Below are 25,085 nucleotides of genomic sequence, written 5' to 3' on the forward strand. Positions count from 1 at the left end.
GAGCTGCTGCCCCGTCCAGTCCGGGTGCTCGGCGGCCAGCAGGGCCGCGGCGCCCGCCACGTGCGGCGTCGCCATGGAGGTGCCGCTCATCGTCTGGTAGGCGCCCTCGCCCTCAGGGGCGTACTGCGAGCGCGCGGCCAGCACGTTCACCCCCGGGCCGGTCAGGTCGGGCTTGACGGCGTTGTCGCCCACGCGGGGGCCGCGGCTGGAGAACTGCGCCAGCTGGTCCACGCCCTTGCCGGGGCCGTTGACCGCGCCCACCGTCAGCGCGGCGTCGGCGGCACCGGGGGCGCTCACGGTGTACGGCGCGGGGCCGGAGTTGCCCGCCGCGATGACGAACAGCGCCCCGGTCTCCTCGCTGAGCCGGTTCACGGCCTCGCTCAGCGGGTCGGTGCCGTCGGTGGCGTCGCCGCCCAGGCTCATGCTGACGACCTTGGCGTGCTGGTCGCGGGCGGCCCATTCCATGCCGGCCAGGATCCAGGAGTCCTGGCCGCTGCCGAAGTCGTCCAGGACCTTGCCGATGTGCAGGGACGCGCCCGGGGCGACGCCCTTCTCGGTGCCACCGGAGGCGGCGCCGGTCCCGGCGACGGTCGAGGCGACGTGGGTGCCGTGACCGTGCCGGTCGGTGACGTCCGCGCCGGGCACGAAGCTCTCCGTCGCGGCTATGCGGCCGGCGAAGTCCGGGTGCGCGGCGTCGATGCCGGTGTCCAGGACGGCGACGTCCACGCCCTGCCCGGTGTCCCCGCCGGCCCAGACCTCCGGGGCGCCGATCTGCGCCGTGGTGTCCGACAGCGTGGCCTTGACCTTGCCGTCCAGCCACACCTTGGCGATGCCGCCGGCGAGCCGCCCTTCGCCGTCCGCCGTCCTCGCGGTCGCGGTGGCCTGCGCGCCGGCACCGGTCAGGGAGGACCAGAAGTCCGCGGCCCGCTCGTGCTCGGCGGAGATCGCCGCGCCCTGGATGCTGCTGAGGGTCAGCGTCCTGCGCGCGCCCTCCGGGGTCTTGGCGCTGCGGGAGCGGGCAGCGGCGTCGGTGTACGTGACGATGAGCGGCAGCCGGTCGCTGCGCGCGTCGTCGTAGCCGTCCTTCAGCAGCGCGGTGACGTTGAAGAGCTCCTCGTCCAGGGCTCCTGACGCGATGTAGGGAACCGCGGCGTCGGGATACACGTAGGTGTCGGTGCCCACCGACATCACGTGGGCGCCCCCGGTCCTGCCGTTCGGGTCGGTGACCGAGGTGACGGCCTGGGCCCGGCCGTCCCCGGTGACGGTGACCTTGTCGCCGGTGATCAGCGTGACGGTGCGCACGGCTGCGGAAGCGGCACCGGTCGCGGCGGGGGAGGGGGACGTCGCCGAGGGGTCGGCCGATGCGGCCGGACCCGTGGCCGTCAGCACCACCAGGGCGGCGACGGCGGCTGTCAGCCCGCGTCTGCGGGACGGAGGCATGCGCAAGGGAACCTCATGGACTCGATGGGGTGGGGTGGAACGCAGTCAGCCATCCGTTCGCATCGCTGTAAAGGCGGCCCTTTGGCACTTCTGTGCCATGTCACCAAGTGGACACGGCGCAAAGCGGCGCAATGATCGGCAAGCGAGACACACTGCACGGTGTGAGCGGCCGCCGCACAGCGGCACATCCATCACACGTTGCTGACAAGACGTCAGTTCGCTCGCGTGCACGAAGGTCAGAGGTGGAGAAGGATGACGGAAGGCGCCGCACCCTTGGAGCTGGTCGGACTCGACGCGGGGGCGGAGGCCGTCTACCGCGAACTGCTCGCACACGGTGGCGGTACGGCCGACGACGTCACCGCGGCGTTCGGGCTCGGCACCGGAGCGGCGGTGGCCCTGCTGGAACGCCTGCACCACTGCGGACTGCTCAGCCGCCGCTCCTCGGGGGAGTACCTGACCGTGGATCCGCGTCACGCGCTGCGGACACTGGTGGAGTCCCGCGAACGCCAACTGGCCGCCGTACGCGACGCCACCGGTCCGCTCGGCGCGCTGTTCGACGAGGCCAGGCGGTCCAGCGCCGGCGAACCCGCCACACGGACGATCAGCGGCCCGGAGGAAGTCGGGGACTGCTACTACCGTTTGCACCAGGCCGCCAAGTACGAGATGTGCGGCCTGGCCCGGCCTCCCTTCCTGTTCGCTCCGAACGGTCCGCTCGACGAGGCCGCCGTACGGCGCGGCGTACGGGTGCGGGTCGTCTACGCGGCCGCCAGCTTCGACGAGGACGGCGAGGGGCAGGAGCTGGGCAGCCTGGTCTCACGCGGCGAGGAGGCCAGGGTCGTGTCCTCGCTGCCCGTCAAGCTGACCATGGCGGACCGCTCGGCGGCCATGGTGTCGTTGAGCCTGGGCCCCGACAGCACCGACACCCTCTACACCGAGGCGCCCCCCTTGCTCGAAGCCCTGACCGAGCTCTTCGAGCACTACTGGGCCGGTGCCGCCTCGCTGAGCGGGCCGAGCTCGCAGCCACCACCGCCACCGGAGCCCGCCACCCCCGGCGAGCAGGTGCGCAAGCCCACCGACGAGGAGCGGAACCTGCTCGCCCTCTTCGCCGCCGGGGTCAAGGACGACGCCATCGCCCGCCAGTTCGGGATCTCGACGCGGACACTGCGCCGGCGCATCCAGGACCTCTACACGGAACTGGGCACCACCAACCGGTTCGGCGCCGGCGTCGCGGCGGCCCGGCGCAACTGGGTGTGAGCGCGGAGTTGCGCCGGCGTGCCGCGGAGGGACGATGGGAGGAGGGCGCGGCGGTGTGCCGTGCCGTCCGAGGTGGTCCAGGTGTCCGAGGCGCGAACGGTCGACTACGGCGTCACCAGGTTCGACGTCCCCCTGCCCGGGACGTTCGAGGAGGCCGTGCGGCGCTACGAGTCCCTGGTGCCGCAGTACCGGGCCGATGAGATCCGGGACCTCGTCCGGTCCGGCGGCTCCTGGGAGAGCGCCCTCGCGCTGGCCGAGGGGAACGCGCCCCACGGATTCATGATCTTCTGGAGGGACTCCGGAACGGCGCTCATGGGCCTCGCCGGGGACACGACGCCGTTCGTGATGTACCTGATGGGCAACTACGCCATCGCCGAGCGGATGTTCCGCCACGATCCCTCCGCCATGATGCACGCGCCGCTGCGCACCGAGATCTACCGGAGCACCGACGCACCGCGATTCGTGATCGACAAGCCGAGTTCCCACTTCGGCAGTTACGGCAGCGAGGAGATCGCCCGAGTGGGGCTGGAACTGGACCACAAGGTCGCCCACCTGCTGACACTGATGGAGGCGCCGGTGCCCGCCGGGCTCGGCTGACCCGGCCATGACGGATCTGCGCTACGACACCTTCGTGTGCGACGGGTTGCGCCGCGCCCAGGGCCCCCGGTTGCCCGACGGGAGCCCGATCTTCTCCTCGCCGCTGACCTCGACGCTGGTCCTCGGCGACGCGGAAGCGGTCCTCGTCGACCCGCCGTTCACCCGTGAGCAGGTGCGCGGTGTCGGGGACTGGATCGAACGCTCCGGCAGACGGCTGACGTACGTCTACGCCACCCACGGCCACGGTGACCACTGGTTCGGCACCGATCTGCTGCTGCGGCGCTTCCCCGGGGCGGTCCCGTACGCCACCGAGGGCACCATCGAGCTGATGCACCGGCAGGCCACCGAGGGCCGCCGGGCCAGGTGGGACGTGGACTTCCCCGGGCTCATCCCGGACAGCCCCGTGGTCTACCGGGTGGTCCCGGCCGACGGGTTCACGCTGGAGGGGCACCCGCTGCGCGTGGTGGAGACCGGTCACACCGACACCGACGACACGACCGTCCTGCACGTCCCGTCGACCGGCCTGGTCGTGGCCGGTGACGTGGCCTACAACGGGGTCCACCAGTACCTGCGGGAAAGCGCCGGCGGCGGCATCGACAAGTGGCTCGCCGCGATCGGCACCGTCCTCGCGCTGCACCCGCGCGCGGTCGTGGCCGGCCACAAGGACAAGGCCCTGCCCGACGACCCCGTGATCCTGCGGCAGACCCGCGACTACCTGCTCGACGCCCAGCGCCTGCTGGCGGACGAACCCCGCCCCCGCACGTTCTACGACCGGATGCTGCAGCTCCACCCGGACCGCCTCAACCCGGGCCCGGTCTGGTACAGCGCACTCGCCCTCCTGCCCTGACGCCGCCGCCCGGACCGCAATCCGGAACCGGAACGGCAGCGGGGGCGTCGTGCCCAGGGACGACCCACTCGATCATGAAGCATCGTGAAGGAGCCCGGGCATGACGGCTGCGGCCACGCGTTACCTGTACCTCGTCCGGCACGGGGAGGCCGTGCCGGACGAGAGCGGTCTGTCGGACGATGGGCGCCGCCAGGCCGCCCTGCTCGGCCGCCGGCTGGCGGACCACCCGATATCCGTGGTCCACCACGGCCCCCTACCCAGGGCCGCGCAGACCGCCGCCGTGATCGGGGAGCACCTGGACGGTGCCGTCCTGCGCGTCTCGGAGACCGCCGGCGACTACGTCCCGTACTTCCCTCGGCGCGACGAACTGCCCCCGGACAGCGCCGACCACCTGCTGCGCTTCCTCGACGGCGCCACGGCGCAGGAGCGCGTGCTCGGCCCGGCGCTGGCCCTGCGCGCGCTCGAGCAGTTCACCGGTCCCGTCGAGGGCGATCAGGAGCGTCACGAACTGGTCGTCACCCACAACTTCCTGGTCGGCTGGCTGGTGAGGCACGCCATGGACGCCCCGCCGTGGCGGTGGCTCGGGGTCAACCAGGGCAACGCGGCCCTGACCGTCATCCGCTACGCGCCGGGGCGGCCCGTCTCGGTCCTGGTCCAGAACGACACCCGTCACCTCCCTGCGGAGCTGCGCTGGACCGGCTTTCCGCCCGAGCTGCGGATGTGAGGGTGCGGACCGGCGGTGCCGGGGCCGCCGGAGGCCGGCCGCTGCCGTGGATAAAAAATGGATGTACATTCATTATGATGGAGCCATGCAGAGCACACCCAGCCGCACCGCGCAGCACGTCGCGCTCTTCCGGGCACTGGAGTCGGTGCGCCGGGGACCGCGCCTGTTCACCGACCCGTACGCCGCCTCGTGCCTCGGTGCCGGCTACCGCCTGGCCGTGACGATCGCCCGCTGTCCGGGCGTGGCGCGGTTCCTCGAACGGTGGATCGACCGGCGCTGGCCCGCGGGTCCGCGCGCTTCGGCCGTGGTCCGCACCCGGCTGATCGACGACCTGGTCGTGGACGCCCTGGAACGCGGCGCCCGGCAACTGGTCCTGCTGGGCGCCGGCTACGACAGCCGGGCCTTCCGCCTGGACGCGGCGCGCGGCGCCACCGTCCTTGAGGTCGACCACCCGGCGACGCAGGCGGTCAAGCGGGGGCTGGCCGCCACCTGGTCCGCCCGGGCGGGCCGGCCGGGAGACGGCATCCGCTATGTTCCCGTGGACCTGATGCACCAGGACCTCGGCGACGCCCTGCGCGGGGCGGGACTGACCGGCGACCGGGCGGTGGTGGTGTGGGAGGGCGTGACGAACTACCTCGACGCGCCCTCGGTGCACGCCACGCTGACGGCGCTCTCCACGACGCTGGCGCCCGGGAGCCGGATCGTCCTCACCTACATGGACCGAAGGGCCCTGGACGGCACCGGTGACTTCGACGGCGTCACAACATGGGCGGACACGGTGCGTACGGCCGGGGAGCCCTTCACCTTCGGCTTCCTGCCGGACGGGCTCCCCGCGTACCTGGCCGAGCGGGGGCTGGAGCTCACCCTGGACCGGTCGGCGAGGGAGGCCGCCGCGGAGTACCTGGAGCCCCTGGGGCGGCACGAGCCGGCCGCGCCCTTCTACCGGATCGCCCAGGCCGAGGTGAAGTGATGCCCAAGGTCAGTGAGGAGCACCTGCGGGCGCGGCGCGGGCAGATCCTCGACGCCGCCGCCCGCTGCTTCGCCCGTACGGGCTTCCACCGCACCACCATCCAGGACATCGCGGCCGAGTCCGGATTCAGCACCGGCCTGGTCTACCGCTACTTCGCCGACAAGGACGACATGGTCGCGGCCATCGCGGACCGGTGGCACGACGACCAGGCCCGCCGACTGCACCTGGACGACCCCGCCGGACGCACCGCCGACGCCTTCCGGGAGGTCGCCGGAGGCTACCTGGGACTGCTGCGCTCACTCGCCGGCTCCGACGAGCGGCAGCGCGTGCAACTCGGCGTCCAGATCTGGGCCGAGGCCCTGCGGGCACCCCGGGTGCACGCGGTGGCACGCGAGGGCGTGGACCGTCCCCGCGCCGTCGTCACCGACCTCGTCCGGGCGGCCCAGGAGCGCGGCGAACTGGACCCCTCATGGCCTGCCGACGGCCTGGCCCGGGTGTTCGTCGCGATCTACCAGGGGCTGGCGCTGCAGACCGCCTGGGATCCCGAACTGGACCACGCCGCCTACGTCGCGGCGGTCGAGCGCCTCATCGGCGCTCTGGCGCTCCGGCCTGATCCTTCGTCGCCCTGAGGCACGCGCACCTCAGTCCAGCACGAGCGACGACAACTGCGGCGAGTACGTGGCGTGCAGCACGAGCGCGGCGCTGCCCACGACGGCCGCGTCCGCGCCGAGCGGGGAGGCCGCGACCTGGACGACGCGGATGTGCCGGGCCAGGGGCCGTGAGGCCAGCGCGGAGGCGACGGCGTCGACGTAGCGGGACTCCACGTGCTGGATGCCGTGGCCGCCGAGGATGATGAGGTCCACGTCGATGAAGTTGGCGATGGTCACGGCGACCGTGGCCACGTGACGCGCGGCCTCGTCGATGACCGCGGCCGCGATCGGGTCGCCGGCTCCGGCCGCGCGCTGGACCGCGGCGTGGTCGACGGAGGCCGGGTCCCGGTCGTACACCGGGGACAGCACGCTGCCGCCGGGCTTGTCGGTGAGGCGGCGGTGCGTCTCGGCCACGATCGCGGACGGGTTGGCCAGTCCTTCCAGGCAGCCCCGGTTGCCGCAGTAGCACTCCGGCCCGTCCGACAGCACCGTCGAGTGGCCGAACTCGCCGGCGTTGAGCGAACCGCCCCGGTAGACCTGGTGGTTGAGGACCAGACCGCCGCCGATGCCGGTGCCGAAGAACAGGTAGGCGAAGTTCGCCACGCCCCGGCCCGCGCCGGACCAGCGCTCGCCGACCGCGGCGGCCGTGGCGTCGTTGTCGAGCGTCACCGGAAGGCCGGTGGCGTCACTGAGCATCTGCTGCAGCGGGACCCGCGTCCAGTGCGCGAGCTGGGGCGGGGCGACGATCATGCCGCTGCGCTGGTCGATCGGCCCAGGGGTGGCGAGGCCCAGCCCCAGGACGTTGGCGCGCGGCACGTCCGCCTCGGCGAGCACCTCGGCGACCAGGTCGGCCATGGCCGCCACCACGTGCGTCGGATCGGTGCCGGGGGGAGTGGGGTGCCGTCTGACGACCAGTGGCCGGCCGAGCAGGTCGACCACGGAGCAGGTGAGTTCGACCGGGTCGAAGACGAGGCCGACCGCGTTGCCGGCGTCCGCGTTGACCCGCAGGGTGGTGCGGGGCTTGCCGCCGCCCGCGCCACGACTGGCCCCGTCCTCCCGCACGATGCCCTCGTCCAGCAGACGGCGCACGATCCCCGAGACGGTCTGTGGGGTCAGCCCCGTCTTCTGGGCGATCTCGACCCGGCTGATCCCGTCGGCGAGTTGGATCTGGTCCAGGACCACCGCCCGGTTGTACCGCCCGACTTTGGGGAGGTTTGTTCCTGCTTGCCGCACACGCGTTCCTCTCTTACCGCAATGACGATACCGCTCAAGGGCGTTGACTTAGTAAAACAAATGGATTTAAAGTCCGGTGCCCAAGCCGCAACAGGTCCGGCGTGGAGGCACGGCGCAGTGTCATCGGAGGCAAGTTGATGTCCACGAAATGTCGCATCCCAGGGGAGGCGGGCCCGCGTGATCGCCGCGGCGTCCGCAGCGTGGAGCTCCGCGCATGAGCCGCGCCCCGATGCTGCTGGAGATGCGGTCCATCACCAAGACGTTCCCCGGCGTGACGGCGCTCGCGGACGTCAACCTGGTGGTGAAGGAGGGGGAGATCCACGCGATCTGCGGCGAGAACGGCGCAGGCAAGTCCACCCTCATGAAGGTGCTGAGCGGGGTCCACCCGCACGGCAGTTACACCGGCGAGATCGTCTACCGCGGCGACACCGTGAGGTTCCACGACATCCGGGCCAGCGAGCAGGCCGGCATCGTCATCATCCACCAGGAACTGGCGCTGGTCCCCGGCATGTCGATCACGGAGAACATCTTCCTCGGCAACGAGCCGCGCAAACGCGGCTCGATCGACTGGAGGGCCGCACAGCACCGCGCGGTGGAGCTGATGGAGCGGGTGGGCCTCAAGGAGGACCCGGACACGCTCGTCAAGGACATCGGCGTCGGCAAGCAGCAACTCGTCGAGATCGCGAAGGCGTTCGCCAAGGACGTGAAGCTGCTCATCCTCGACGAGCCGACCGCGGCCCTGAACGAGACCGACTCGCAGCACCTGCTCGACCTGCTGCGCGGCTTCCGGGACCGCGGCATCACCTCGATCATGATCTCCCACAAGCTGAACGAGATCGAGGCGGTCGCCGACACCATCACCATCCTGCGCGACGGCCGGACGATCGAGAGCCTCGACGTCGAGGCCGACGGCGTGAACGAGGACCGCATCGTGCGCGGCATGGTCGGCCGCGAACTCGACAGCCGGTTCCCCGACCACACGCCCGACATCGGCGAGGTGTTCTTCGAGGTCCGCGACTGGACCGTGCGGCACCCCGCGTCCGACGAACGGCTCGTGTGCAAGGGGTCCAGCTTCACGGTGCGGCGCGGTGAGATCGTCGGCTTCGCCGGCCTCATGGGCGCCGGGCGCACCGAACTGGCGATGAGCCTGTTCGGCCGCTCCTACGGCACGTTCCTGTCGGGACGGGTCTTCAAGGACGGCAAGGAGATCCACCTCAAGACGGTGTCGGAGGCCATCCGGCACGGCCTCGCCTACGTCAGCGAGGACCGCAAGTCCGTCGGCCTCAACCTGCTGGACGACATCAAGACCTCGATGGTCGCCGCCAAGCTGTCGAAGATCTCCCGCCGCCAGGTCATCGACCCGGTGAGCGAGCACCGGATCGCCGAGGAGTACCGGCAGAACCTGAGGATCAAGACCCCCAGCGTGGACGAGGAGGTCGTGAAGCTCTCCGGCGGCAACCAGCAGAAGGTCGTCCTCGCCAAGTGGATGTTCACCGACCCCGACCTGCTCATCCTCGACGAGCCCACCCGCGGGATCGACGTGGGCGCCAAGTACGAGATCTACGGGATCATCCAGCGGCTGGTCGGCCAGGGCAAGGGCGTCGTCGTCATCTCCTCGGAGCTGCCCGAGCTCATCGGACTCTGCGACCGCATCTACACCGTGTTCGAAGGCGCCATCACCGGTGAGGTGACACGCCGCGACGCGAACCCGGAACTCCTCATGAAACAGATGACCTCTATGAAGAAGACACCGAGCCCATGAGCCGCATCACAGACCTGCAGAAGAACCTCTTCGGAGGCTCGACCTCCAACGCCCGCCAGTTCGGCATGATCGCCACGCTCGTCGCGATCGTGCTCCTGTTCCAGATCTGGACGGGAGGGCTGACCCTGACCTCCGGCAACCTCATCGCCGTGGTCAGCCAGTACTCCTACATCCTGATCCTGGCCATCGGCATGCTGATGGTGATCGTCGCCGGGCACATCGACCTCTCGGTCGGCTCGGTGGCGGCGTTCACCGGGATCGTGGTCGCCAAGACGATGCAGGAGCACTCGCTCCCCTGGCCCCTCGGCATCGTGCTCGGCCTGCTCGTCGGCGCGGCGATCGGTGCCTGGCAGGGCTTCTGGGTCGCCTACGTGGGGGTGCCGGCGTTCATCGTCACCCTGGCGGGCATGCTCCTGTTCCGCGGCGGCAACCAGTACATCGGCAACGCCGACACCGTGCCGGTCCCCACCGGATTCCGTGACATCGGCGCAGGCTTCCTGCCCGAAGTGGGCCCGGACACCGGATACAACAACCTGACCCTCCTCCTCGGTCTGGTCGCCTGTGCGGGCGTGGCCTGGCGCGAGTGGCAGGCCCGGCAGACCCGGCGCGCCATGCACGCCGACGCCGCGCCGCTGTGGGTCACGGGGATCCGTCTGGTCGTGATGGCGGGCGTCATCGTCTTCGCGACGCTGCGCTTCGCCGGCGGCCGCGTCGGCACCAGCTTCCCGATCTCCGGGATCATCCTGATCGCCCTGGTGCTCGCGTACTCGTACTACACCCGCAACACCATCGGAGGCCGGCACATCTACGCCGTCGGAGGCAACTCCCGCGCGGCCGAACTGTCCGGCGTGAAGCTCCGGCGCGTCAACTTCCTCGTCATGATGAACATGTCCGTGCTGGCCGCGCTCGCCGGCATGATCTTCGTGGCGCGGTCCGCGGCCTCCGGCCCGCAGGACGGTCTGAGCTGGGAACTCGACGCCATCGCGGCCGTGTTCATCGGCGGCGCCGCAGTCTCCGGCGGCCTCGGCACCATCAGCGGCTCCATCGTCGGCGGTCTCGTCATGGCGCTGCTCAACAACGGTCTCCAACTGGAGGGCGTCGGCTCGGACATGGTCCAGATCATCAAGGGCCTGGTCCTGCTCCTCGCCGTCGCCTTCGACGTCTACAGCAAGAGCCAGGGTCGCTTCTCGATCATCGGCACCCTGATGCGTCCGTTCCGCCAGAACGAGACGTCCACACCGGTCGACCCGGCGAACCCGGCCTCCGACCCCGACAAGGCTCCGGTCGCAGGATGACCGACCGGCAGTAACCCAGGGTGCCGCATCAGGGCGGCGCTCGATTCTCCCCGCATCACCAGGAAAGGGCACAACCCACATGCGCAGAACCATCACCAGAGCCGTCGCCGTGATCGGCGCCGCCGCGCTGCTCGCCCTGGGCACGGCGTGCTCCAACGAACGCGAGGGCTCCACCGGCAAGGACACCAGCGACGCCAAGGGCGGCTTCGCGAAGGACGCCCTGGTCGGTGTCGCGCTGCCCGCGAAGACCTCGGAGAACTGGGTGCTCGCCGGTGACCTGTTCACCAACGGCCTGAAGGACGCCGGCTTCAAGGCCGACGTGCAGTACGCGGGCGCCTCGACCACCGTCGCGGACCAGCAGGCGCAGATCTCCTCCATGGTCACCAAGGGCGCGAAGGTCATCGTCATCGGTGCCACCGACGCCTCGCAGCTGTCCACCCAGGTGGCGCAGGCCAAGCAGGCCGGTGCGACGATCATCGCCTACGACCGCCTCATCACCAACACCCCGGACGTCGACTACTACATCGCGTTCGACAACTTCAAGGTCGGCCAGCTGCAGGGCCAGGCGCTGCTGGACGGCATGAAGGCGAAGAAGGCGAAGGGCCCCTACACGATCGAGCTGTTCTCCGGTTCGCCGGACGACAACAACTCGAAGGTGTTCTTCGACGGCGCGATGGAGGTGCTGAAGCCCGCCATCGACAAGGGCGACATCGTTGTCGGTTCCGGTCAGACCGACATCAAGCAGACCGCGACGCAGGGCTGGAAGGCGGAGAACGCCCAGAGCCGTATGGACTCGCTGCTGAACTCCACCTACAACGGCAAGAAGACGCTCGACGGCGTGCTGTCCCCGAACGACACCCTCGCCCGGGCGATCATCACCTCGGTGAAGGGCGCCGGCAAGCCGGTCCCGGTCGTCACCGGCCAGGACTCCGAGGTCGAGTCGGTCAAGTCGATCATGGCGGGTGAGCAGTACTCCACCATCAACAAGGACACCCGCAAGCTCGTCGCCGAGACCATCAAGATGGTCCAGGCCCTGCAGACGGGCGGCAAGCCGACGATCAACGACACCAAGTCGTACAACAACGGCAGCAAGGTCGTCCCGTCGTACCTGCTCCCGCCGGTCATCGTGACCAAGGAGAACGCGGCCGAGGCCTACGCCAACGACCCGAAGCTCTCCCCGCTCACGAAGTAGCTCACGAAGCGGTCGCGCACGACCACTGCCGCCGGTGCCCCGGACCTCGTCCGGGGCACCGGCGGCAGCCGCGTTCCCGGCACCGGAGGACACCGCCGCCACGGGAGCCCGGTCAAGGGCAGCGCAGCAGCCGCCGCGGTCCGATCCCGTCGTCGTGGATGAGCCGGATCTCCGTCCTCCCGACGCCGTCGAGCCCGTGCAGGCACGGGACGCCGATCTCGTCACCGGCCATGGTGATGGCCGCCTCCTTCGCGGCGATCGCGTCGTCCGCATGGTCCACCACGTAGTAGAACCAGGTGGACGCGGGGCCACGGGTACGGACCTTGAACCCCACCAGCCACTTGTCCGCCGAGGTGGCGCGACACGCGGTCGCGTGCGGACGCCGTGGCGTGAGCGCGTACTCCTGGTCGTGTCCACGCGTTCCCCCGATCCCCGGCACGGCCCTGGCGATGTGCAGCATGGCGGGCCTCCTCAATCATCGGTCGTGCCCGGGTGGGACGCGGGAAGAAGTTGAGCCATCTCCCTCCTGACCGGACAGCCCCCGCCGCTGTGACACGTCCGGCCGCCCCGTGGGACCGGCTCAGGCCTCCGCCGCCGTGGACAGCACGGCCTGGGCGGCCGGGCACGCCGGTCCCGGGCGGCGCGTCGTGGACGCGGCCCGGGACCGGACGGCGCGCCCCTCATCCCCAGGCGCCGGCGATCTGCCGCGTCGTGGCGTTGAGCCGGTTGAACAGGTTGGTCACGCCGATCATCAGGACGATCGCGGCGAGCTGCTTCTCGTCGAAGTAGGTGGCGGCCGCGTCCCACACCTCGTCACCGACCGCCTCCGGCCGGTCGGCCAGCCGCGTGGCGGCCTCGGCCAGCGCGAGCGCCGCCCGCTCCTCCTCGCTGAAGTACGGGGCCTCCCGCCACGCGGCGACGGTCGCCAGGCGCTCGTCGCTCACCCCGGCCTTGCGGGCCGTCTTCGCACCGCCGTCGACGCAGGCGCTGCAGCCGTTGATCTGACTGACCCGCAGGTGCACCAGCTCCAGCGTCTGCCCGTCCACCCCACCGGAGTGCACGGCCTTGATCAGCTCCTGGATGGGCTGCATCGCGCCGGGCAGGACGGCGGCCGGGTTCTGCATACGGGACTGCATCATGGTTCTCCCTCTTCCGCTTCGGTGCCCCGCTCCCCGGGGCGTGACTCCATGACAGCGCTTCGGACTTGCCATGACGACGGCGGTGGGACACCGTGGGACAGCCGGAAGGGCCTTGTACAGCGGCGATGCGGCCCGGAGGCGTTCTTCCGGGGCGGGACAGGAAGGCGGGGGACGGGTGGTTGCGCAGCAACGGACGGCGGAGGCCGACCCACCGGAGGAGCTGGCCGCCCGGCTCCGCATGCTCCAGGAGCTGTCCGGACGGGGCGTACGGGCCCTGGCGCGTGACACGGGCCTGAGCTCGTCGTCACTGTCGCGCTACCTCACCGGCCGGACCGTGCCGCCCTGGCCCGCCGTCGTGGCCCTCTGCCGTCTCCTCGCACGCGACCCGCGCCCGCTGCGGCCCCTGTGGGAACGGGCCTCCAACCCGCTGCCCGCGCCCCCGAGGACCAGCCGCCAGGTCCACCCCCCGACGCCACTCGCGTCGGCCCCGCGGCCGCCCCGCAACGATCTGCCGCGTGACGCCACCGACTTCACCGGACGCAGGGACGAACTCGCCGCCGTGCTCGACGCGGTCGGCAGCAGCAGGGTGGTCGCCGTCGACGGCATGGCGGGTGTCGGCAAGACCTGCCTGGCAGTGCACGCCGCGCACCGCCTGGCCGCCGACTACCCCGACGCCCAGCTCTACCTGGACCTGCACGGGTTCACCGAGGGCCGGCGGCCGCTCGACCCCGGCCCCGCCCTGCGGGCGCTGCTCGCGGCGCTCGACGTGCCCTCCGAGAGGATCCCGCAGGAAGGCTTCGAGCAACTGGCCGCCTGCTGGCGCTCGGAACTGGCCCACCGGCGGGCCGTCGTGGTCCTCGACAACGCCGCGGACGCCGGCCAGGTCCGCCCGCTGCTGCCCGGCGCGGGCCCCTCCGTCGCCCTGGTCACCAGCCGCAACCGGCTGCTGGGCCTGGAGGAGGTGCCCCCGGTCTCGCTGGACGTGCTGACCCCGCAGGAGAGCACCGAACTGCTCGCCCGCGCCAGCGGCGAGCCCGGCGGGTCCGACGGGCGGCTGGCCCGCGAACCGCAAGCGGCGGCCGAGGTGCTGCGGCTGTGCGGCAACCTGCCGCTGGCCCTGCGGCTGGCCGCGGCGCGGCTGAGGCACCGGCCGGGCTGGACCGTGGCCATCCTCGTCGAGCGGATGGCGGAGGGCCCGACCGAGTTCGACACCGCGTTCGCGATGTCGGTGAACCAGCTGGACCGTGCCCAGCGCCGCCTGTTCCGCCTGCTGAGCCTCCTGCCGGGCTCGACCTTCGACGAGTACGTCGCGGCCGCCCTCGCGGACGTGCCACTGCGCGACACCCGGGTGATGCTCGAGGACCTGCTCGACGCGCACCTGGTCCAGCAGCCCGCCCCCGGCCGCTACCGGCTGCACGACCTGGTGCACCGGCACGCACTGCGGGCCACCACCGAGCAGGACCCGGCGGCCGAACGGGAGCGGGCACGGGGCCGGGTGCTCGACTACTACGTGCACGCGGCGGCCGCCGCCGACGCCACCATGCCCTTCCTGTCCCGCAGCCGGGAGGCATGCGCGGGCCCGGCCCCTGCGGAGCTGCCGCGGTTCACCGACAAGTACAGCGCCCTCGCCTGGTTCGGCGCCGAGTACGCCAATCTGCTGGCCGCCTTCGAGGCCGCCCTCGCCGCCGGGGCCGACGCCCATGTGTGCGAACTGCCGCGCTTCATGAGGTCGTACTTCGCCCGGCGCTGCGGCACCACCCAGCTCAACTCCCTCTTCGAGGGCTCGCTGGCCGCCGCCCGGCGCCTGGGCGACCCGCGGCAACTCGGTGAGGCGCACAGCGATCTGGGCTTCGCACGCCACAACGCGGGCCGGATGGCGGAGGCCGGTGCCGCGTACGAGGCGGCCACCGCCCTGGTGGCGGAGGCGGGGGACCTCCGGGCCGAGGCCGAACTGGCCATGCGGCGCGGCTACCTGAGGTGGGACCAGGGGTACGTCGAGGAGCCGCTGGAGTTGTTCCGCCTGGCGGGGAAGCTGTACGCGGACGCCGACTGCCCGATGGGCACGGCCCACGCCACCGCCTACGAGGCCTGGGCCCTGCTGCAGCTGGGGCACCGCGAGGAAGCGGCGCGACTGGCCCGTCAGGCGATGGAGATCCCGCACGCCGACCCCGCGTGGCCGCCGGCGCTCACCGCGCTCATCACCCTCGGGGTGGCCATCGCGCGTGAGGAACCCGGACGCGCCCGCGGCCATCTGCACCACGCCCTCGCGCTGGCCCGTGAGGACGGGCACCGGCACAACGAGGCCTGGTGCCTGAACTGCCTGGGTGTCGCCCTGCGACGGATGGGCCGCTATGAGGAGGCGCTGGCCAGTCATCGCGAGGCCTTCGCGCTGCTCGACGAGCTCTTCGAGGAGCAGTGGAAGATCCACTTCCTCAACGGCTACGCCGAGACCTGCCGGTTGGCCGGTCTGCCGGAGGAGGCCCTGCGGCTGCACCGGCAGGCGCTCGACCTCGCCCCCCGGGTGGGGCACCGGTACGAGGAGGCGCTGGCCCACGAGGGGATCGCCGCCGTGCTCGACGTCACGGATCCGTCCGCCGCGGCCCAGCACCGTGAGGCCGGACAGGCGATCCTGCGCGAGCTGGTCCCGGGCGCCTGACGCGCGGCGTCACGCCGGGTGCGTTGTCGGTCAGCTGTTCGACCTGACGCCCGGCGGCGTGGGACAGCTCTCGCGCCGCCGGGGTCGTTGTGGACCGTACAAGAGGCTGACCGGACCGGGAGCTAGATGAGGGGGAGTTCACCGCCGTCGACTGTCAGGCTCACTCCGGTGACCCACTGAGCCCGGTCCGATGCGAGGTAGGCGACGGCCTCGGCGATGTCGCGCGGGTCTCCGGGACGCCCCAGAGGAATGCCCGCTGTGGTGGCGGCAAGCGGGACGTCCATCGCGTCGGCGAAGTTCTGGCGGATCGCGTCGGCGCCCGGGGTGAGCACGTTGCCGGGGATGATCGTGGTGACGCGGATTCCGGCAGGGGCGAGCTCGGAAGCGAGCGCTTTGCCGTAGGTGTTGAGGGCGGCCTTGGCGGCAGCGTAGTGAGCCAATGGCGGCGCCGGCGTGAGGGCCGCTCCCGATGAGATGTTGACGATCACGGCGCCCGACCCGGCCTCGCGCAGCGCCGGCAGCAGCGCGTTGTTGACCCTCACGGCGGACAGGTAGTTGAGGTCGAGTGCGTCGATCCATTCCTCATCGGGGATGGATGAGAGGCCCCCGATGTGGGCGCGTGCCGCCGCCGCGTTGTTGACCACGATGTCGACGCCGCCGAGTACGTCGAGCGCTGCCGCAGTGAATGCCCGCACACCCGCGAGCGTGCCGATGTCGCCCTGAATGAAGGTGGCGGCCTTCGGCGTCTCGTCGGAGGCGTTACGCGCAGTGGTGACGACGGTCGCGCCGCCGTCGAGCAGCCGCTGCACGATGGCCGCGCCGATCCCGCGAGTGCCTCCCGTGACGATCGCGCGCTTTCCTGCGAACTCGGTGGGGTCGGGTGAAGTGCTAGTTCTGAACATGCGGTCCAAAATAACAGGTTCTGGACCGAACGTCCAGAAGATCTGGACCGATGGTTCAGAACGGCGTACCATAGAGGCATGGGGCGACCACGGAAATTCAGCGAGCAAGACGTCCTGGCCGCTGTGCATCGGCAGTTCAACGAAACCGGCTACCACGGAACCTCGGTCGACGACCTCTCCCGCGTGACAGGGCTCAGCAAGGGAAGCCTCTACGGCGCGTTCGGCGACAAGGAGTCCCTGTTCCAGCGCATATTCGAGGAGTACTGCGCAAACTCCGACGAGGGCGCCGCCGCCCTGCTCGAAGGCCCGGAGGACCAGGCCCTCGACCGCCTCCGCAAATGGCTCACGGCGCCGGAGGACCACACCGGTCAGCCCGGCTGTCTGCTGGCCAAGGCCACGGCCGAACTGGCGTCGGAGAACGAGGCCATCGCGACCAGGTCACTCGCGGCGTTCGAAGTGCTGCTCGACAGCTGCCGCCAGCTTGTCGAGCAGGCGCAGCGCGCCGGCCACCTGGATCCGGCCGCCGACGCCGAGGCGCTCGGCGGACTGATCGTCGCCACGCATCGCGGGCTCGAAGCGCTCGCCAAGGCAGGGGTCGACGTGAAGACCAGGAACCGAATCGCCGACGCCGCGATCGACAGCATCGCACTGCCGGCTTCTTGACCCGGGAGCCGGCAGGTCCCGTCTGCGGCGCGGCGGACCTTGGTTCCCAGTCCTCTGCGGGAGCGGCCGGTGGGATGGTCGCGGGGCTCGCCGGCCGGGGCGGCCGCCTCCTGCGTACGCGGGCGCGGGGTCCGGTCCGGACCCCGCGCCGTACGACGCCGCCGGGTCAGGCGGCCGGAGCGAGTTCGGCCCAGTGCGTGGCGCGGCCGGTCTCCCAGCGGTCGCCGTGCGCCGAGGCCACCTGGTCCACGATGGTCATGCCCCGGCCGTGTTCGCAGTCGCCGCAGCTGGCGGCCCATTCCCCGATGGAGGCGGCCGGTCCGCCGTCGGTGACCTCCACGCGGACCTGCCCGGTGCTCCGGTCGCGGTCCAGGTGGAGCACGATGGGCGGCCGGGCGTATTCGAAGGCGTTGGTGACGAGCTCCGAGACGACCAGCAGGATCTCGTCGGCAGCGGCTGCCGGCACGTTCCAGCGGTGCAGAGCTTCCTTGGTGAGTTTGCGGGCTTCTGCGGGGGCTTCGGGCCGGTAGCAGAGCGCCCAGCTGTCTGTTTGGGCCGGCAGGGACTGCCGGCCCGGCCGCTGCCCTGCGTCGACGGTATCCATCCCATCCCTCTCGTTGTACCTATCGGTACAACACGGGCGGGTCACCGACGATTCCGCAGGCCGGGGCTACGCGCCGGGGTCGCCGCGGCGCAGCAGGACACCGACCCCGTCGTCCAGGGCGAGGGTGCCGCGGGGCACGACCACCAGCTCGGCACCGGTACACGCCGCGGCACGCAGCAGGGCCGCTCCGGCGGGTTCCCCGGGCCCTGCCGGCAGGTGCCCGGGGAGCGGCGGGGGATCGTTGACGAGGACGGCCTCGGCGTCCGCGCGCCCCAGCGCCGCGACGACGGCTGCGGTGCCCTCGCAGGCGGCGCGGTCCTGGGCGCGCTGCATCAGATACGCCTCCAGGCGGGCCTGGTCAGCGGCGTTGAGGCGGCCGCCGAGCTCGCGGGCGAGGTGCTCCTCCAGCAGGGCCCGGTCGGGAGCGCCGCCGGGGTTGCGGGTGCCGACCGTGACGAGGGCGTTGCCCAGGCGTTCCGGCATGTGGTCGACCAGGACACCGGCGGTCCGGGGGTCACCGGGATCGCGGCCCAGCACGAGCACCTCGGCGGCGCCGCGGTCGGCGAGGTCGGTCAGGTCCCCGGCGAGCCGGGGCGCGGTCCGCTGCCAGTCCTCCGCCGGGACGGTCTGCCGGACGGCCGGATCCGTGTCGATGCGTCCGGCCGGCCAGCGCTCCGTCTGGGCGGCGACCTGGATGCCGCCGCCGTCCTCGGTGCGGCCGACGAACAGCGCCAGGTAGGGGAGGTCCGGGGCGCGCTGAACCACCAGGGGCAGGGCGTCGGGCAGGTCGTCGAGGTCGGCGGTGTCGTGCACGGGTGGTTCGGGCAGCTCCGCGGCGAGCACGAGTTCCCCACGGGTGGCGAACAGGGCCTGGCCGTGCCGTCCGGGCAGGTCGTCGTCCATGCCCACCGCGGCGTGCAGGGCGTGGACGGTGGCGGGGTCGGCGCCGTGGGCGGTGAGGTTGTCACGCAGGTGCCGCCAGCGCCGTGCGATGACGCGGTCGGGATCCGCGACGTCCCGGGAGGTGTCCAGGTAGGCGCTCGCCCACGGGCCCGGCCGGTCGAACAGCGGTTGCAGGAACGACAGCTTCATCAGGGTGCCTCCCGGACGGGGCTCCTGTGGCCGGGCGGCGGCCGGGGCCCGCGCGGATCGGTGTGTGCCGGCAACCGGTGCCGGCCCCCCTTGAGCGTGCCCGTACCCGCTGGAGCGCGCCCGTACCCGCGCGGTGGTCCTTCGTGCGTGTGGCGGCGCGGGCAGTGGACCGCCCGGGCCGCCACGGACCTCAGGTGAGGCAGCCGACGTGGGCGAGGGCCTGCCGTAGCAGGACGCCCTGCCCGCCCTGCATCTCCTGCTGCAACTGCGGCGAGGACGCCTCCTGCGGGGTGAACCACACCAGGTCGAGGGCGTCCTGCCGGGGGTGGCAGTCGCCCGCCACGGGGACGACGTAGGCCAGGGACACCGCGTGCTGCCGGGGGTCGTGGAAGGGTGTCACACCCTGTGTCGGGAAGTACTCGGCGATGGTGAAGGGCTGCGGCGAGACCGGGATGCGGGGCAGGGCCATGGGCCCGAGGTCCTTCTCCAGGTGGCGGATGAGCGCCTCGCGGACACGTTCGTGGTGGAGCACCCGCCCGGAGACGAGGGCGCGGCTGACGTTCCCGTCCGGTCCGATGCGCAGGAGGAGACCGATGTGTGTCACCTCCCCGCTGTCGTCGACCCGCACGGGCACGGCGTCGACGTACAGGATCGGCATGCGTGCGCGGGTCAGCTCCAGGTCGTCCGGAGACAGCCAGCCGGGCGTGGTTTCGGTCATGTCGGCCATCGGGTGATCGTACGCGGAGAGCAGGCCACGTGGGGGTGATCGCCGGGGTGCGCCGCGAACCTGTTCGACCCACGTTGGTGCGCTCGCGCACGCCCTTGCGCCGCGCGTTGCTCCGTTGCGGGATCGTCAATCGGTCCGGGTGCGCAGGCTCCGCGCCAGGGTGGGGATCATCACCGTCGCAGGGACGAGGTGCAGCCCGATGAGGGCGGTGGTGGTGGCGGTGTCCGCCCCGGACAGGAGGGGCGGGACCAGCGAGATCGCGGTCAGCGGCACTGCCGTCCACACGAATCGCCTGGCGGGGTGAGCGCTCCGACGAAGAAGAGCGACGGCAATGACGACGCCCACGACCGAGAAGAAGCCGGTCACCACGGCGAACCCGGGCAACGGGATCGTCTCGCCACCATCGGGGACCTCGAAGCCGACGCCGACGGCCTGGGCAAGCGCAGCGGCGAGGGTGGTGGCCACCATCGCTGCGAGCGTGGCGATGAGGCCGGTGCCGGCGAGCCTGCGGAGTCGGTGGGTGTGGCTGGTCCGGCCCGATGCCGGGCCTGCGACGACCCCGGTGTGCCCTTCATGGTGTTCATGTCGTTCCTCCTTGATCCGGTGACCGGCGTACGGGGTGTGGTGACCGGCATGTGACGGTCACGGCCTTGGGGGTGACGATGCGCACCCTCCCCGTGCGACGGCCGGGGTTGCGCAGGGCGCGGACGCCGGTGCCGCGAAGCCAGAGTCCGGCGTCGCGTCCGAGGACCGGCCGGGGCTCGCCGTCGCGCAGCTCCAGCTGCACTCGCCCGCGGGTGACGACGCCGAAGGCGTCGCACCATCGCGCGGCGACCATCGCGACACGAGTACCACCGCGCAGCGCGAGCGTCCGCACCGGGGCTACTCCGTACCGTCCGCCGGCAGGCGCTCCGGCAGCCCGAGCCGCGGGAACCGGTCGGCGTGGAAGACGACGAGCTCGGTGATCACCCCGCCGGTGACGCGCAGGACGTCGAGCGTCAACGGCAGGTAAGCGCCCTCGCGCTCGTTCCAGAGGTAGAAGGCGACGGCGGGCTGCCGGTTCACCGACGTGGGGACGCCGCGCAGTCCCCGCATGCCTTCGAAGCCGTCCTCGATCCAGCCGGTCACCACCGCGTCGCGGCCCAGGGACAGGCTCGGCGTCGGCGGCATCGAGCAGCGGACGTCGTCACGGAGCATGCCGGCGAGCCGGTCGACGTCCGTGGCCACGCTGGCGTCGGTGAAGCGGCGTACCAGCTCGCGTGTCCCGGAGTCCTCGGCGCCGCCGCTCCAGTCCTGCCGCTCGGCGGGCAGGTGCTCCCGCATGCCGGCGCGGGCCCGTTGCAGCGCGCTGTTGACGGAGTTGACGGAGTTGACGGAGTCGCCGAGGAGTTCCGCGACGTCCTTCGCCGGCCAGCCGAGCACGTCGCGCAGGATGAGTACGGCGCGCGGGCGCGGCGCGAGGTGCTGGACGGCGACGAGGTACGCCAGCTCGATCGTCTCCCGCGCGACGGCGACGGTCTCCGGCTCGTCGGCGTCGGCCGCGGGCAGTTCGTCGAGCAGCCGGTCCGGGTAGGGCTGCAACCACAGCACCTCGCCGCCGGTCGCGGGCTCCGGGCGGCGCTTGGCGAGCAGGTCCAGGCAGGCGTTGGTGGCGATCCGGTACAGCCAGGCGCGGAACGTCGACCGCCCCTCGAAGGTCTCCCGGCGTCGCCAGGCACGCAGGAACGTCTCCTGCACGGTGTCCTCGGCGTCCTCGAACGACCCGAGCATCCGGTAGCAGTGCACGTGCAGCTCCCGCCGGTGCCGCTCCGCCAGCCCCGGGAACGCCGGCTCGTCGACCTCGCCGAGACCGCTCCCGCCCAGCTCCTCCAGCCGCGTGTCCGCACTCATCACGTCATCCTTCCGTCTCGTCGTGTCCCGTCGTACGTGTGACGGGTGCGGGCGCGACAACTCATCACCGTGGTCGGTCGGCATGGCACGGACACGCAGGGAACTCCGCCGCCTCGCGGCCCCGGACCAAGGATCCGAAGGCCACGCCTGACGAATGGTCATCTCGTGGAGTCTGCAGGACCCCTTACCGGGAGGGGGCCTGCGCGGTCGCGGCCTCCGCGTCCTCGCGGGCGGCGCGACGCTCCGTCGCCCAGTAGCCGAGGCCGATCAGGGGCAGCGCGGCACCGAGGACGCTGACCGCCGTCCAGCCGTCCGCGTGGTAGGCCAGCGCCCCGAGTTGCGATCCGAGCGCGCCTCCCACGAAGAAGATCGCGATGAAGGCGCTGTTCAGCCGCGACCGCGCGGCGGCGTCGAGCTGGTAGATCGTGTGCTGCCCGAGGATGAGCGAGGTCTGCACGGCCATGTCGATGAGGACCGCGGCGAAGGCGATCAGGATGATGCTGTGCTGCCCGAAGCCCGCGACGGCGAAGGCCACGGCCGCGACGCCGAGGGCGATCCCCGTGACCGGGCGGACGAGGCCGCGGTCCGCCCAGCGGCCCGCCAGCGGTGCCACCGCGGCACCCGCCGCGCCCACGAGCGCGAAGACCGCGACGCCGATCGGCGAGTAGTGGAACGGGCCGGTGAGGAGGAAGGAGACGGGGGTCCAGAAGACGCTGAAGGCGCCGAACATGGCCGCCTGGTACAGCCCCCGGCGTCGCAGCGCCGGATGCGTCCGCACCAACTGCACCGTCGAACGCAGGACCCGCCCGTACGACAGGGAGGTCGTCGGGGCGTGCTGCGGCAGGGCGGCGCGCAGCGCCAGGGCCAGGAGCGCCATCAGGACCGCGGAGCCGAGGTAGACGTAGCGCCAGCCCGCGAGGTCGGAGACCAGGCTGCTGACGGTGCGGGACAGCAGGATCCCGGCGAGCAGTCCGCTCATCACCGTCCCGACGATGCGGCCGCGGGCGCGGTCGGGCGCGAGGCTCGCCGCGAACGGCACCAGGATCTGCGCGACGACGGAGGTGGCACCGCTGACCAGGGACGCGACGAGCAGCATCGGGAAGCTCGTGGCGAAACCCGCCACCGCCAAGGAGACCGTGGTGACGGTCAGCAGCGCGGTGACCAGCCGGCGCTTCTCCAGCCGGTCCCCGAGCGGGACCAGGAAGACCATGCCGACCACGTAGCCGATCTGGGTCACCGTGATCAAAGTGCCGGCCGCTGCCGGACCGAGGTGGAAGATCGTGCTCAGCGACGCCAGGAGCGGCTGGGCGTAGTAGAGGTTGGCGACGGTCAGCCCGGAGGCGACGGCCAGCAGCCCGACCAGCCATCCCGGAACGCCGTGGGCGGCCCCGGCGGGCGCCGGACGACGCACGGACCTGGTCGTGCGGGGAGGGGACACGAGGACCTTCTCGTGTCGGGAACCGGTGGTGCGGTTCGGGCGGGTGAGTGGCGGCCGAGCAACTTCTCGCGCCGCTCGGATGAATGTTGCAGCGCCCGCACCCGACGATTGCTTCCCTGGTGAGGAAGATGCATCACGATATCTGTCATCTCTGATGGAGATGACCGCCGTCACCGCCGGGCGGGGGAGTCCTCGGGCGGCGTCACCTCGAACGCCTCGACGGCCCCCGGCAGCGGCTGCGTGAAGGCGTCACGCCGCAGCCGCCGGCCGAGCGCGGTGACCGCGGGTTCGGTGTAGCGGGCCGCCAGGGGCCCGACGACGACCAGGATCAGGACGTACGCGGTGGCCAGGGGCCCGATACGGGGCTGCGTGGCGACGGCGAGGCCCGCGATGACGATGGAGAACTCCCCGCGTGCGACGAGCGCGCCACCCGCCCGCAGCCTGCCCCGCGCATGGATGCCCGCCCGCCGGGCGGCGTACCAACCGGTGACGATCTTGGTTCCCGTGGTGACCAGCGCCAGGGCCAGCGCCGGAAGCAGCACGGGCGGGATCGCCGCCGGATCGGTGGACAGCCCGAAGAACACGAAGAAGACGGCGGCGAACAGATCGCGCAACGGCGTCAGCAGACGTCCCGCTCCCGCCGCGACCTCACCGGACAGGGCGATGCCCACCAGGAACGCCCCGACGGCCGCCGACACCTGCAGTTTCTGGGTGATGCCCGCCACCACCAGCGCCAGGCCGAGCACGACCAGCAGGAGCATCTCGGGGTTGTCGGAGGAGACCGCCTTGCTGAGCAGCCGGCCGTGGCGCAACGCCAGGTACAGCACCGTGCCCACGGTGCCGAGGGCGATCGCCAGCGTCACGCCCCCGGCCGCCAGGCCCAGGCCCGCCAGCAGGGTGGTCAGCAGCGGCAGATAGACCGCCATGGCCAGGTCCTCGATGACGAGGACGCCGAGCACCACGGGCGTCTCGCGGTTGCCGAGCCGGCCGAGGTCGGTGAGCACCTTCGCGATGACACCGGACGAGGAGATCCAGGTGACCCCGGCCAGCGCTACGGCGGCCACCGGCCCCCACCCCAGCAACAGCGCCGCCACCGCGCCGGGTACCGCGTTGAGGACGAGGTCCACGACCCCCGACGGGTACTGCCCGCGCAGATTGGTGACCAGTTCCGACGCGCTGTACTCCAGGCCGAGCAGCAGGAGCAGCAGGACCACGCCGATCTCGGCCCCCACGGAGATGAAGTCCTCGCTCGCCGACAGCGGCACGATGCCGCCGTGCCCGAAGGCCAGTCCGGCCAGCAGGTAGAGCGGGACGGGCGACAGCCCCATCCGGCCGGCGAAGCGCCCGATGAGGCCCAGCCCGAGGATGACGGCGCCGAGCTCGATGAGCAGCGCGGTGGTGTCGTGCATCGTCACTGCCCCGCCACGATCGCGGCCAGTGCGTCCACGCCCTCACGCGTGCCGACGACCACGAGCGTGTCCCCGATCGCCAGCCGGAAGTCCGGCCCGGGAGAGGGGTGTGCGGTGGTCCGCCGCATCACGGCCACGACGGAGGCCCCGGTCAGCGTCCGGGCGCGGGTGTCACCCAGCGGCCGTCCCGCGTACGGCGACCTGGAGTCCACCGGGATCTGTTCGGTGACCAGCCCGATGCCCTCCGTCCGCACCGCCTCCAGCGGTGTCGGGTCCAGCAACCGTGCCAGCCCTGCGGCCTCGTCGGCCTCCAGCGGGACCGACATCCCGCACGCGTCGGGATCGTCGGCCTCGTAGAAGCCGAGGAACCTCCGTCCGTCCTGGTGGACCACCACCGACAGGTTCCGCCCGGTCCGCGTGGTCACGTCGTACTGCGTGCCGATGCCCGGAAGGGTCGTCCGCCGTATGCCCACTCCTGCCTCCCAGGCGACCCGCACCCCACCCCTGCGGACGGCGCGCTCTTGACCAGCGACTTTTACATCCTTATTACGTTCATCCGGAGCGTTCTATTCCGAACGCGCCGGTCGTCGCGTGGTCGGGC

General features: G+C 71.8%; 25 protein-coding genes. 11 read left to right on the forward strand and 14 right to left on the reverse strand.

Annotated elements, in window-relative coordinates; genetic code table 11:
• Nucleotides 1-1,440 (reverse strand): S8 family serine peptidase (locus tag PV350_RS05675; RefSeq protein ID WP_500333056.1); only part of this gene is annotated, 1,440 nt, incomplete at its 3' end.
• A gap of 252 nt (nt 1,441-1,692) precedes the next feature.
• Between PV350_RS05675 and PV350_RS05680 the strand changes: the two genes are divergently transcribed.
• The 6 genes from PV350_RS05680 to PV350_RS05705 all read left to right on the forward strand — a co-directional run bounded on the left by PV350_RS05680 (nt 1,693) and on the right by PV350_RS05705 (nt 6,461).
• Entirely contained in the window at nt 1,693-2,694 is a 1,002-nt protein-coding gene (locus PV350_RS05680) for a LuxR family transcriptional regulator (protein WP_499509035.1), read from the forward strand.
• An 81-nt stretch (nt 2,695-2,775) separates the two neighbouring features.
• Nucleotides 2,776-3,291 (forward strand): DUF302 domain-containing protein, encoded by a 516-nt coding sequence (locus PV350_RS05685; protein ID WP_499509034.1) that lies wholly within the window; start codon nt 2,776-2,778, stop codon nt 3,289-3,291.
• A gap of 7 nt (nt 3,292-3,298) precedes the next feature.
• Nucleotides 3,299-4,138 carry an MBL fold metallo-hydrolase gene (locus PV350_RS05690; RefSeq protein WP_500333057.1) on the forward strand — a complete coding sequence of 280 codons (840 nt, stop codon included), beginning with the start codon at nt 3,299-3,301 and terminating at the stop codon, nt 4,136-4,138.
• Nucleotides 4,139-4,238: 100 nt separating this feature from the next.
• Nucleotides 4,239-4,862: a histidine phosphatase family protein gene (locus PV350_RS05695; RefSeq protein ID WP_499509032.1), complete on the forward strand. Its 624-nt coding sequence runs from the start codon at nt 4,239-4,241 to the stop codon at nt 4,860-4,862.
• A gap of 85 nt (nt 4,863-4,947) precedes the next feature.
• The gene (locus PV350_RS05700) at nt 4,948-5,832 is read left to right on the forward strand and encodes a class I SAM-dependent methyltransferase (RefSeq protein WP_499509031.1); all 885 of its coding nucleotides are present in this window, start codon (nt 4,948-4,950) and stop codon (nt 5,830-5,832) included.
• On the forward strand, nt 5,832-6,461 hold the full coding sequence (locus PV350_RS05705) for a TetR/AcrR family transcriptional regulator (RefSeq protein WP_500333058.1): 630 nt from the start codon (nt 5,832-5,834) through the stop codon (nt 6,459-6,461). Before PV350_RS05700 ends, PV350_RS05705 begins: the two co-directional genes overlap by 1 nt.
• A gap of 12 nt (nt 6,462-6,473) precedes the next feature.
• On the opposite strand, the gene PV350_RS05710 is transcribed toward PV350_RS05705, so the two are convergent.
• Entirely contained in the window at nt 6,474-7,664 is a 1,191-nt protein-coding gene (locus tag PV350_RS05710) for an ROK family transcriptional regulator (RefSeq protein ID WP_499509029.1), read from the reverse strand.
• 265 nt (nt 7,665-7,929) lie between these two features.
• Here PV350_RS05710 and mmsA point away from each other — a divergent pair, with 265 nt between their 5' ends.
• From mmsA to PV350_RS05725, 3 genes are all read left to right on the forward strand, one after another.
• Nucleotides 7,930-9,477 (forward strand): multiple monosaccharide ABC transporter ATP-binding protein, encoded by a 1,548-nt coding sequence (mmsA, locus tag PV350_RS05715; RefSeq protein ID WP_499509028.1) that lies wholly within the window; start codon nt 7,930-7,932, stop codon nt 9,475-9,477.
• Entirely contained in the window at nt 9,474-10,772 is a 1,299-nt protein-coding gene (gene mmsB / locus PV350_RS05720; RefSeq protein ID WP_499509027.1) for a multiple monosaccharide ABC transporter permease, read from the forward strand. Before mmsA ends, mmsB begins: the two co-directional genes overlap by 4 nt.
• 79 nt (nt 10,773-10,851) lie before the next feature.
• The gene (locus PV350_RS05725; RefSeq protein ID WP_499509026.1) at nt 10,852-11,964 is read left to right on the forward strand and encodes a substrate-binding domain-containing protein; all 1,113 of its coding nucleotides are present in this window, start codon (nt 10,852-10,854) and stop codon (nt 11,962-11,964) included.
• 112 nt (nt 11,965-12,076) lie between these two features.
• Here PV350_RS05725 and PV350_RS05730 read toward each other — a convergent pair whose 3' ends face one another.
• Both PV350_RS05730 and PV350_RS05735 read right to left on the reverse strand, forming a co-directional pair.
• On the reverse strand, nt 12,077-12,424 hold the full coding sequence (locus PV350_RS05730; RefSeq protein WP_499509025.1) for a hypothetical protein: 348 nt from the start codon (nt 12,422-12,424) through the stop codon (nt 12,077-12,079).
• Between the two features lie 220 nt (nt 12,425-12,644).
• Nucleotides 12,645-13,100: a carboxymuconolactone decarboxylase family protein gene (locus PV350_RS05735; RefSeq protein ID WP_500327697.1), complete on the reverse strand. Its 456-nt coding sequence runs from the start codon at nt 13,098-13,100 to the stop codon at nt 12,645-12,647.
• A gap of 178 nt (nt 13,101-13,278) precedes the next feature.
• Here PV350_RS05735 and PV350_RS05740 point away from each other — a divergent pair, with 178 nt between their 5' ends.
• Nucleotides 13,279-15,759: a helix-turn-helix domain-containing protein gene (locus PV350_RS05740; RefSeq protein ID WP_500333059.1), complete on the forward strand. Its 2,481-nt coding sequence runs from the start codon at nt 13,279-13,281 to the stop codon at nt 15,757-15,759.
• A gap of 122 nt (nt 15,760-15,881) precedes the next feature.
• On the opposite strand, the gene PV350_RS05745 is transcribed toward PV350_RS05740, so the two are convergent.
• Entirely contained in the window at nt 15,882-16,661 is a 780-nt protein-coding gene (locus tag PV350_RS05745; protein WP_499509023.1) for an oxidoreductase, read from the reverse strand.
• 78 nt (nt 16,662-16,739) lie between these two features.
• On the opposite strand from PV350_RS05745, the gene PV350_RS05750 reads away from it, so the two are divergent.
• Nucleotides 16,740-17,324, forward strand: coding sequence for a TetR/AcrR family transcriptional regulator (locus PV350_RS05750; RefSeq protein ID WP_499509022.1), 585 nt, complete (start codon nt 16,740-16,742; stop codon nt 17,322-17,324).
• A gap of 166 nt (nt 17,325-17,490) precedes the next feature.
• On the opposite strand, the gene PV350_RS05755 is transcribed toward PV350_RS05750, so the two are convergent.
• The 9 genes from PV350_RS05755 to PV350_RS05795 all read right to left on the reverse strand — a co-directional run bounded on the left by PV350_RS05755 (nt 17,491) and on the right by PV350_RS05795 (nt 24,957).
• Complete coding sequence (locus PV350_RS05755; protein WP_499509021.1) at nt 17,491-17,928, reverse strand: ATP-binding protein; 438 nt, start codon at nt 17,926-17,928, stop codon at nt 17,491-17,493.
• Between the two features lie 66 nt (nt 17,929-17,994).
• On the reverse strand, nt 17,995-19,020 hold the full coding sequence (locus tag PV350_RS05760; protein WP_500333060.1) for a baeRF2 domain-containing protein: 1,026 nt from the start codon (nt 19,018-19,020) through the stop codon (nt 17,995-17,997).
• Between the two features lie 190 nt (nt 19,021-19,210).
• Nucleotides 19,211-19,747 carry an NUDIX hydrolase family protein gene (locus PV350_RS05765; RefSeq protein WP_499509019.1) on the reverse strand — a complete coding sequence of 179 codons (537 nt, stop codon included), beginning with the start codon at nt 19,745-19,747 and terminating at the stop codon, nt 19,211-19,213.
• A 126-nt stretch (nt 19,748-19,873) separates the two neighbouring features.
• Entirely contained in the window at nt 19,874-20,215 is a 342-nt protein-coding gene (locus PV350_RS05770; protein WP_499509018.1) for a DUF6069 family protein, read from the reverse strand.
• 112 nt (nt 20,216-20,327) lie between these two features.
• Nucleotides 20,328-20,624 (reverse strand): hypothetical protein, encoded by a 297-nt coding sequence (locus tag PV350_RS05775; protein ID WP_500333061.1) that lies wholly within the window; start codon nt 20,622-20,624, stop codon nt 20,328-20,330.
• A 5-nt stretch (nt 20,625-20,629) separates the two neighbouring features.
• Nucleotides 20,630-21,637, reverse strand: coding sequence for an RNA polymerase subunit sigma-70 (locus tag PV350_RS05780; protein ID WP_500333062.1), 1,008 nt, complete (start codon nt 21,635-21,637; stop codon nt 20,630-20,632).
• A gap of 184 nt (nt 21,638-21,821) precedes the next feature.
• The gene (locus tag PV350_RS05785; protein WP_500333063.1) at nt 21,822-23,048 is read right to left on the reverse strand and encodes an MFS transporter; all 1,227 of its coding nucleotides are present in this window, start codon (nt 23,046-23,048) and stop codon (nt 21,822-21,824) included.
• 197 nt (nt 23,049-23,245) lie between these two features.
• Nucleotides 23,246-24,484 carry a cation:proton antiporter gene (locus tag PV350_RS05790; protein WP_499509015.1) on the reverse strand — a complete coding sequence of 413 codons (1,239 nt, stop codon included), beginning with the start codon at nt 24,482-24,484 and terminating at the stop codon, nt 23,246-23,248.
• A gap of 2 nt (nt 24,485-24,486) precedes the next feature.
• Nucleotides 24,487-24,957: a cation:proton antiporter regulatory subunit gene (locus tag PV350_RS05795; RefSeq protein ID WP_499509014.1), complete on the reverse strand. Its 471-nt coding sequence runs from the start codon at nt 24,955-24,957 to the stop codon at nt 24,487-24,489.
• Nucleotides 24,958-25,085: the final 128 nt, after the last annotated feature.

This window comes from Streptomyces sp. PA03-6a (assembly GCF_033792765.1).
GTDB lineage: Bacteria > Actinomycetota > Actinomycetes > Streptomycetales > Streptomycetaceae > Actinacidiphila.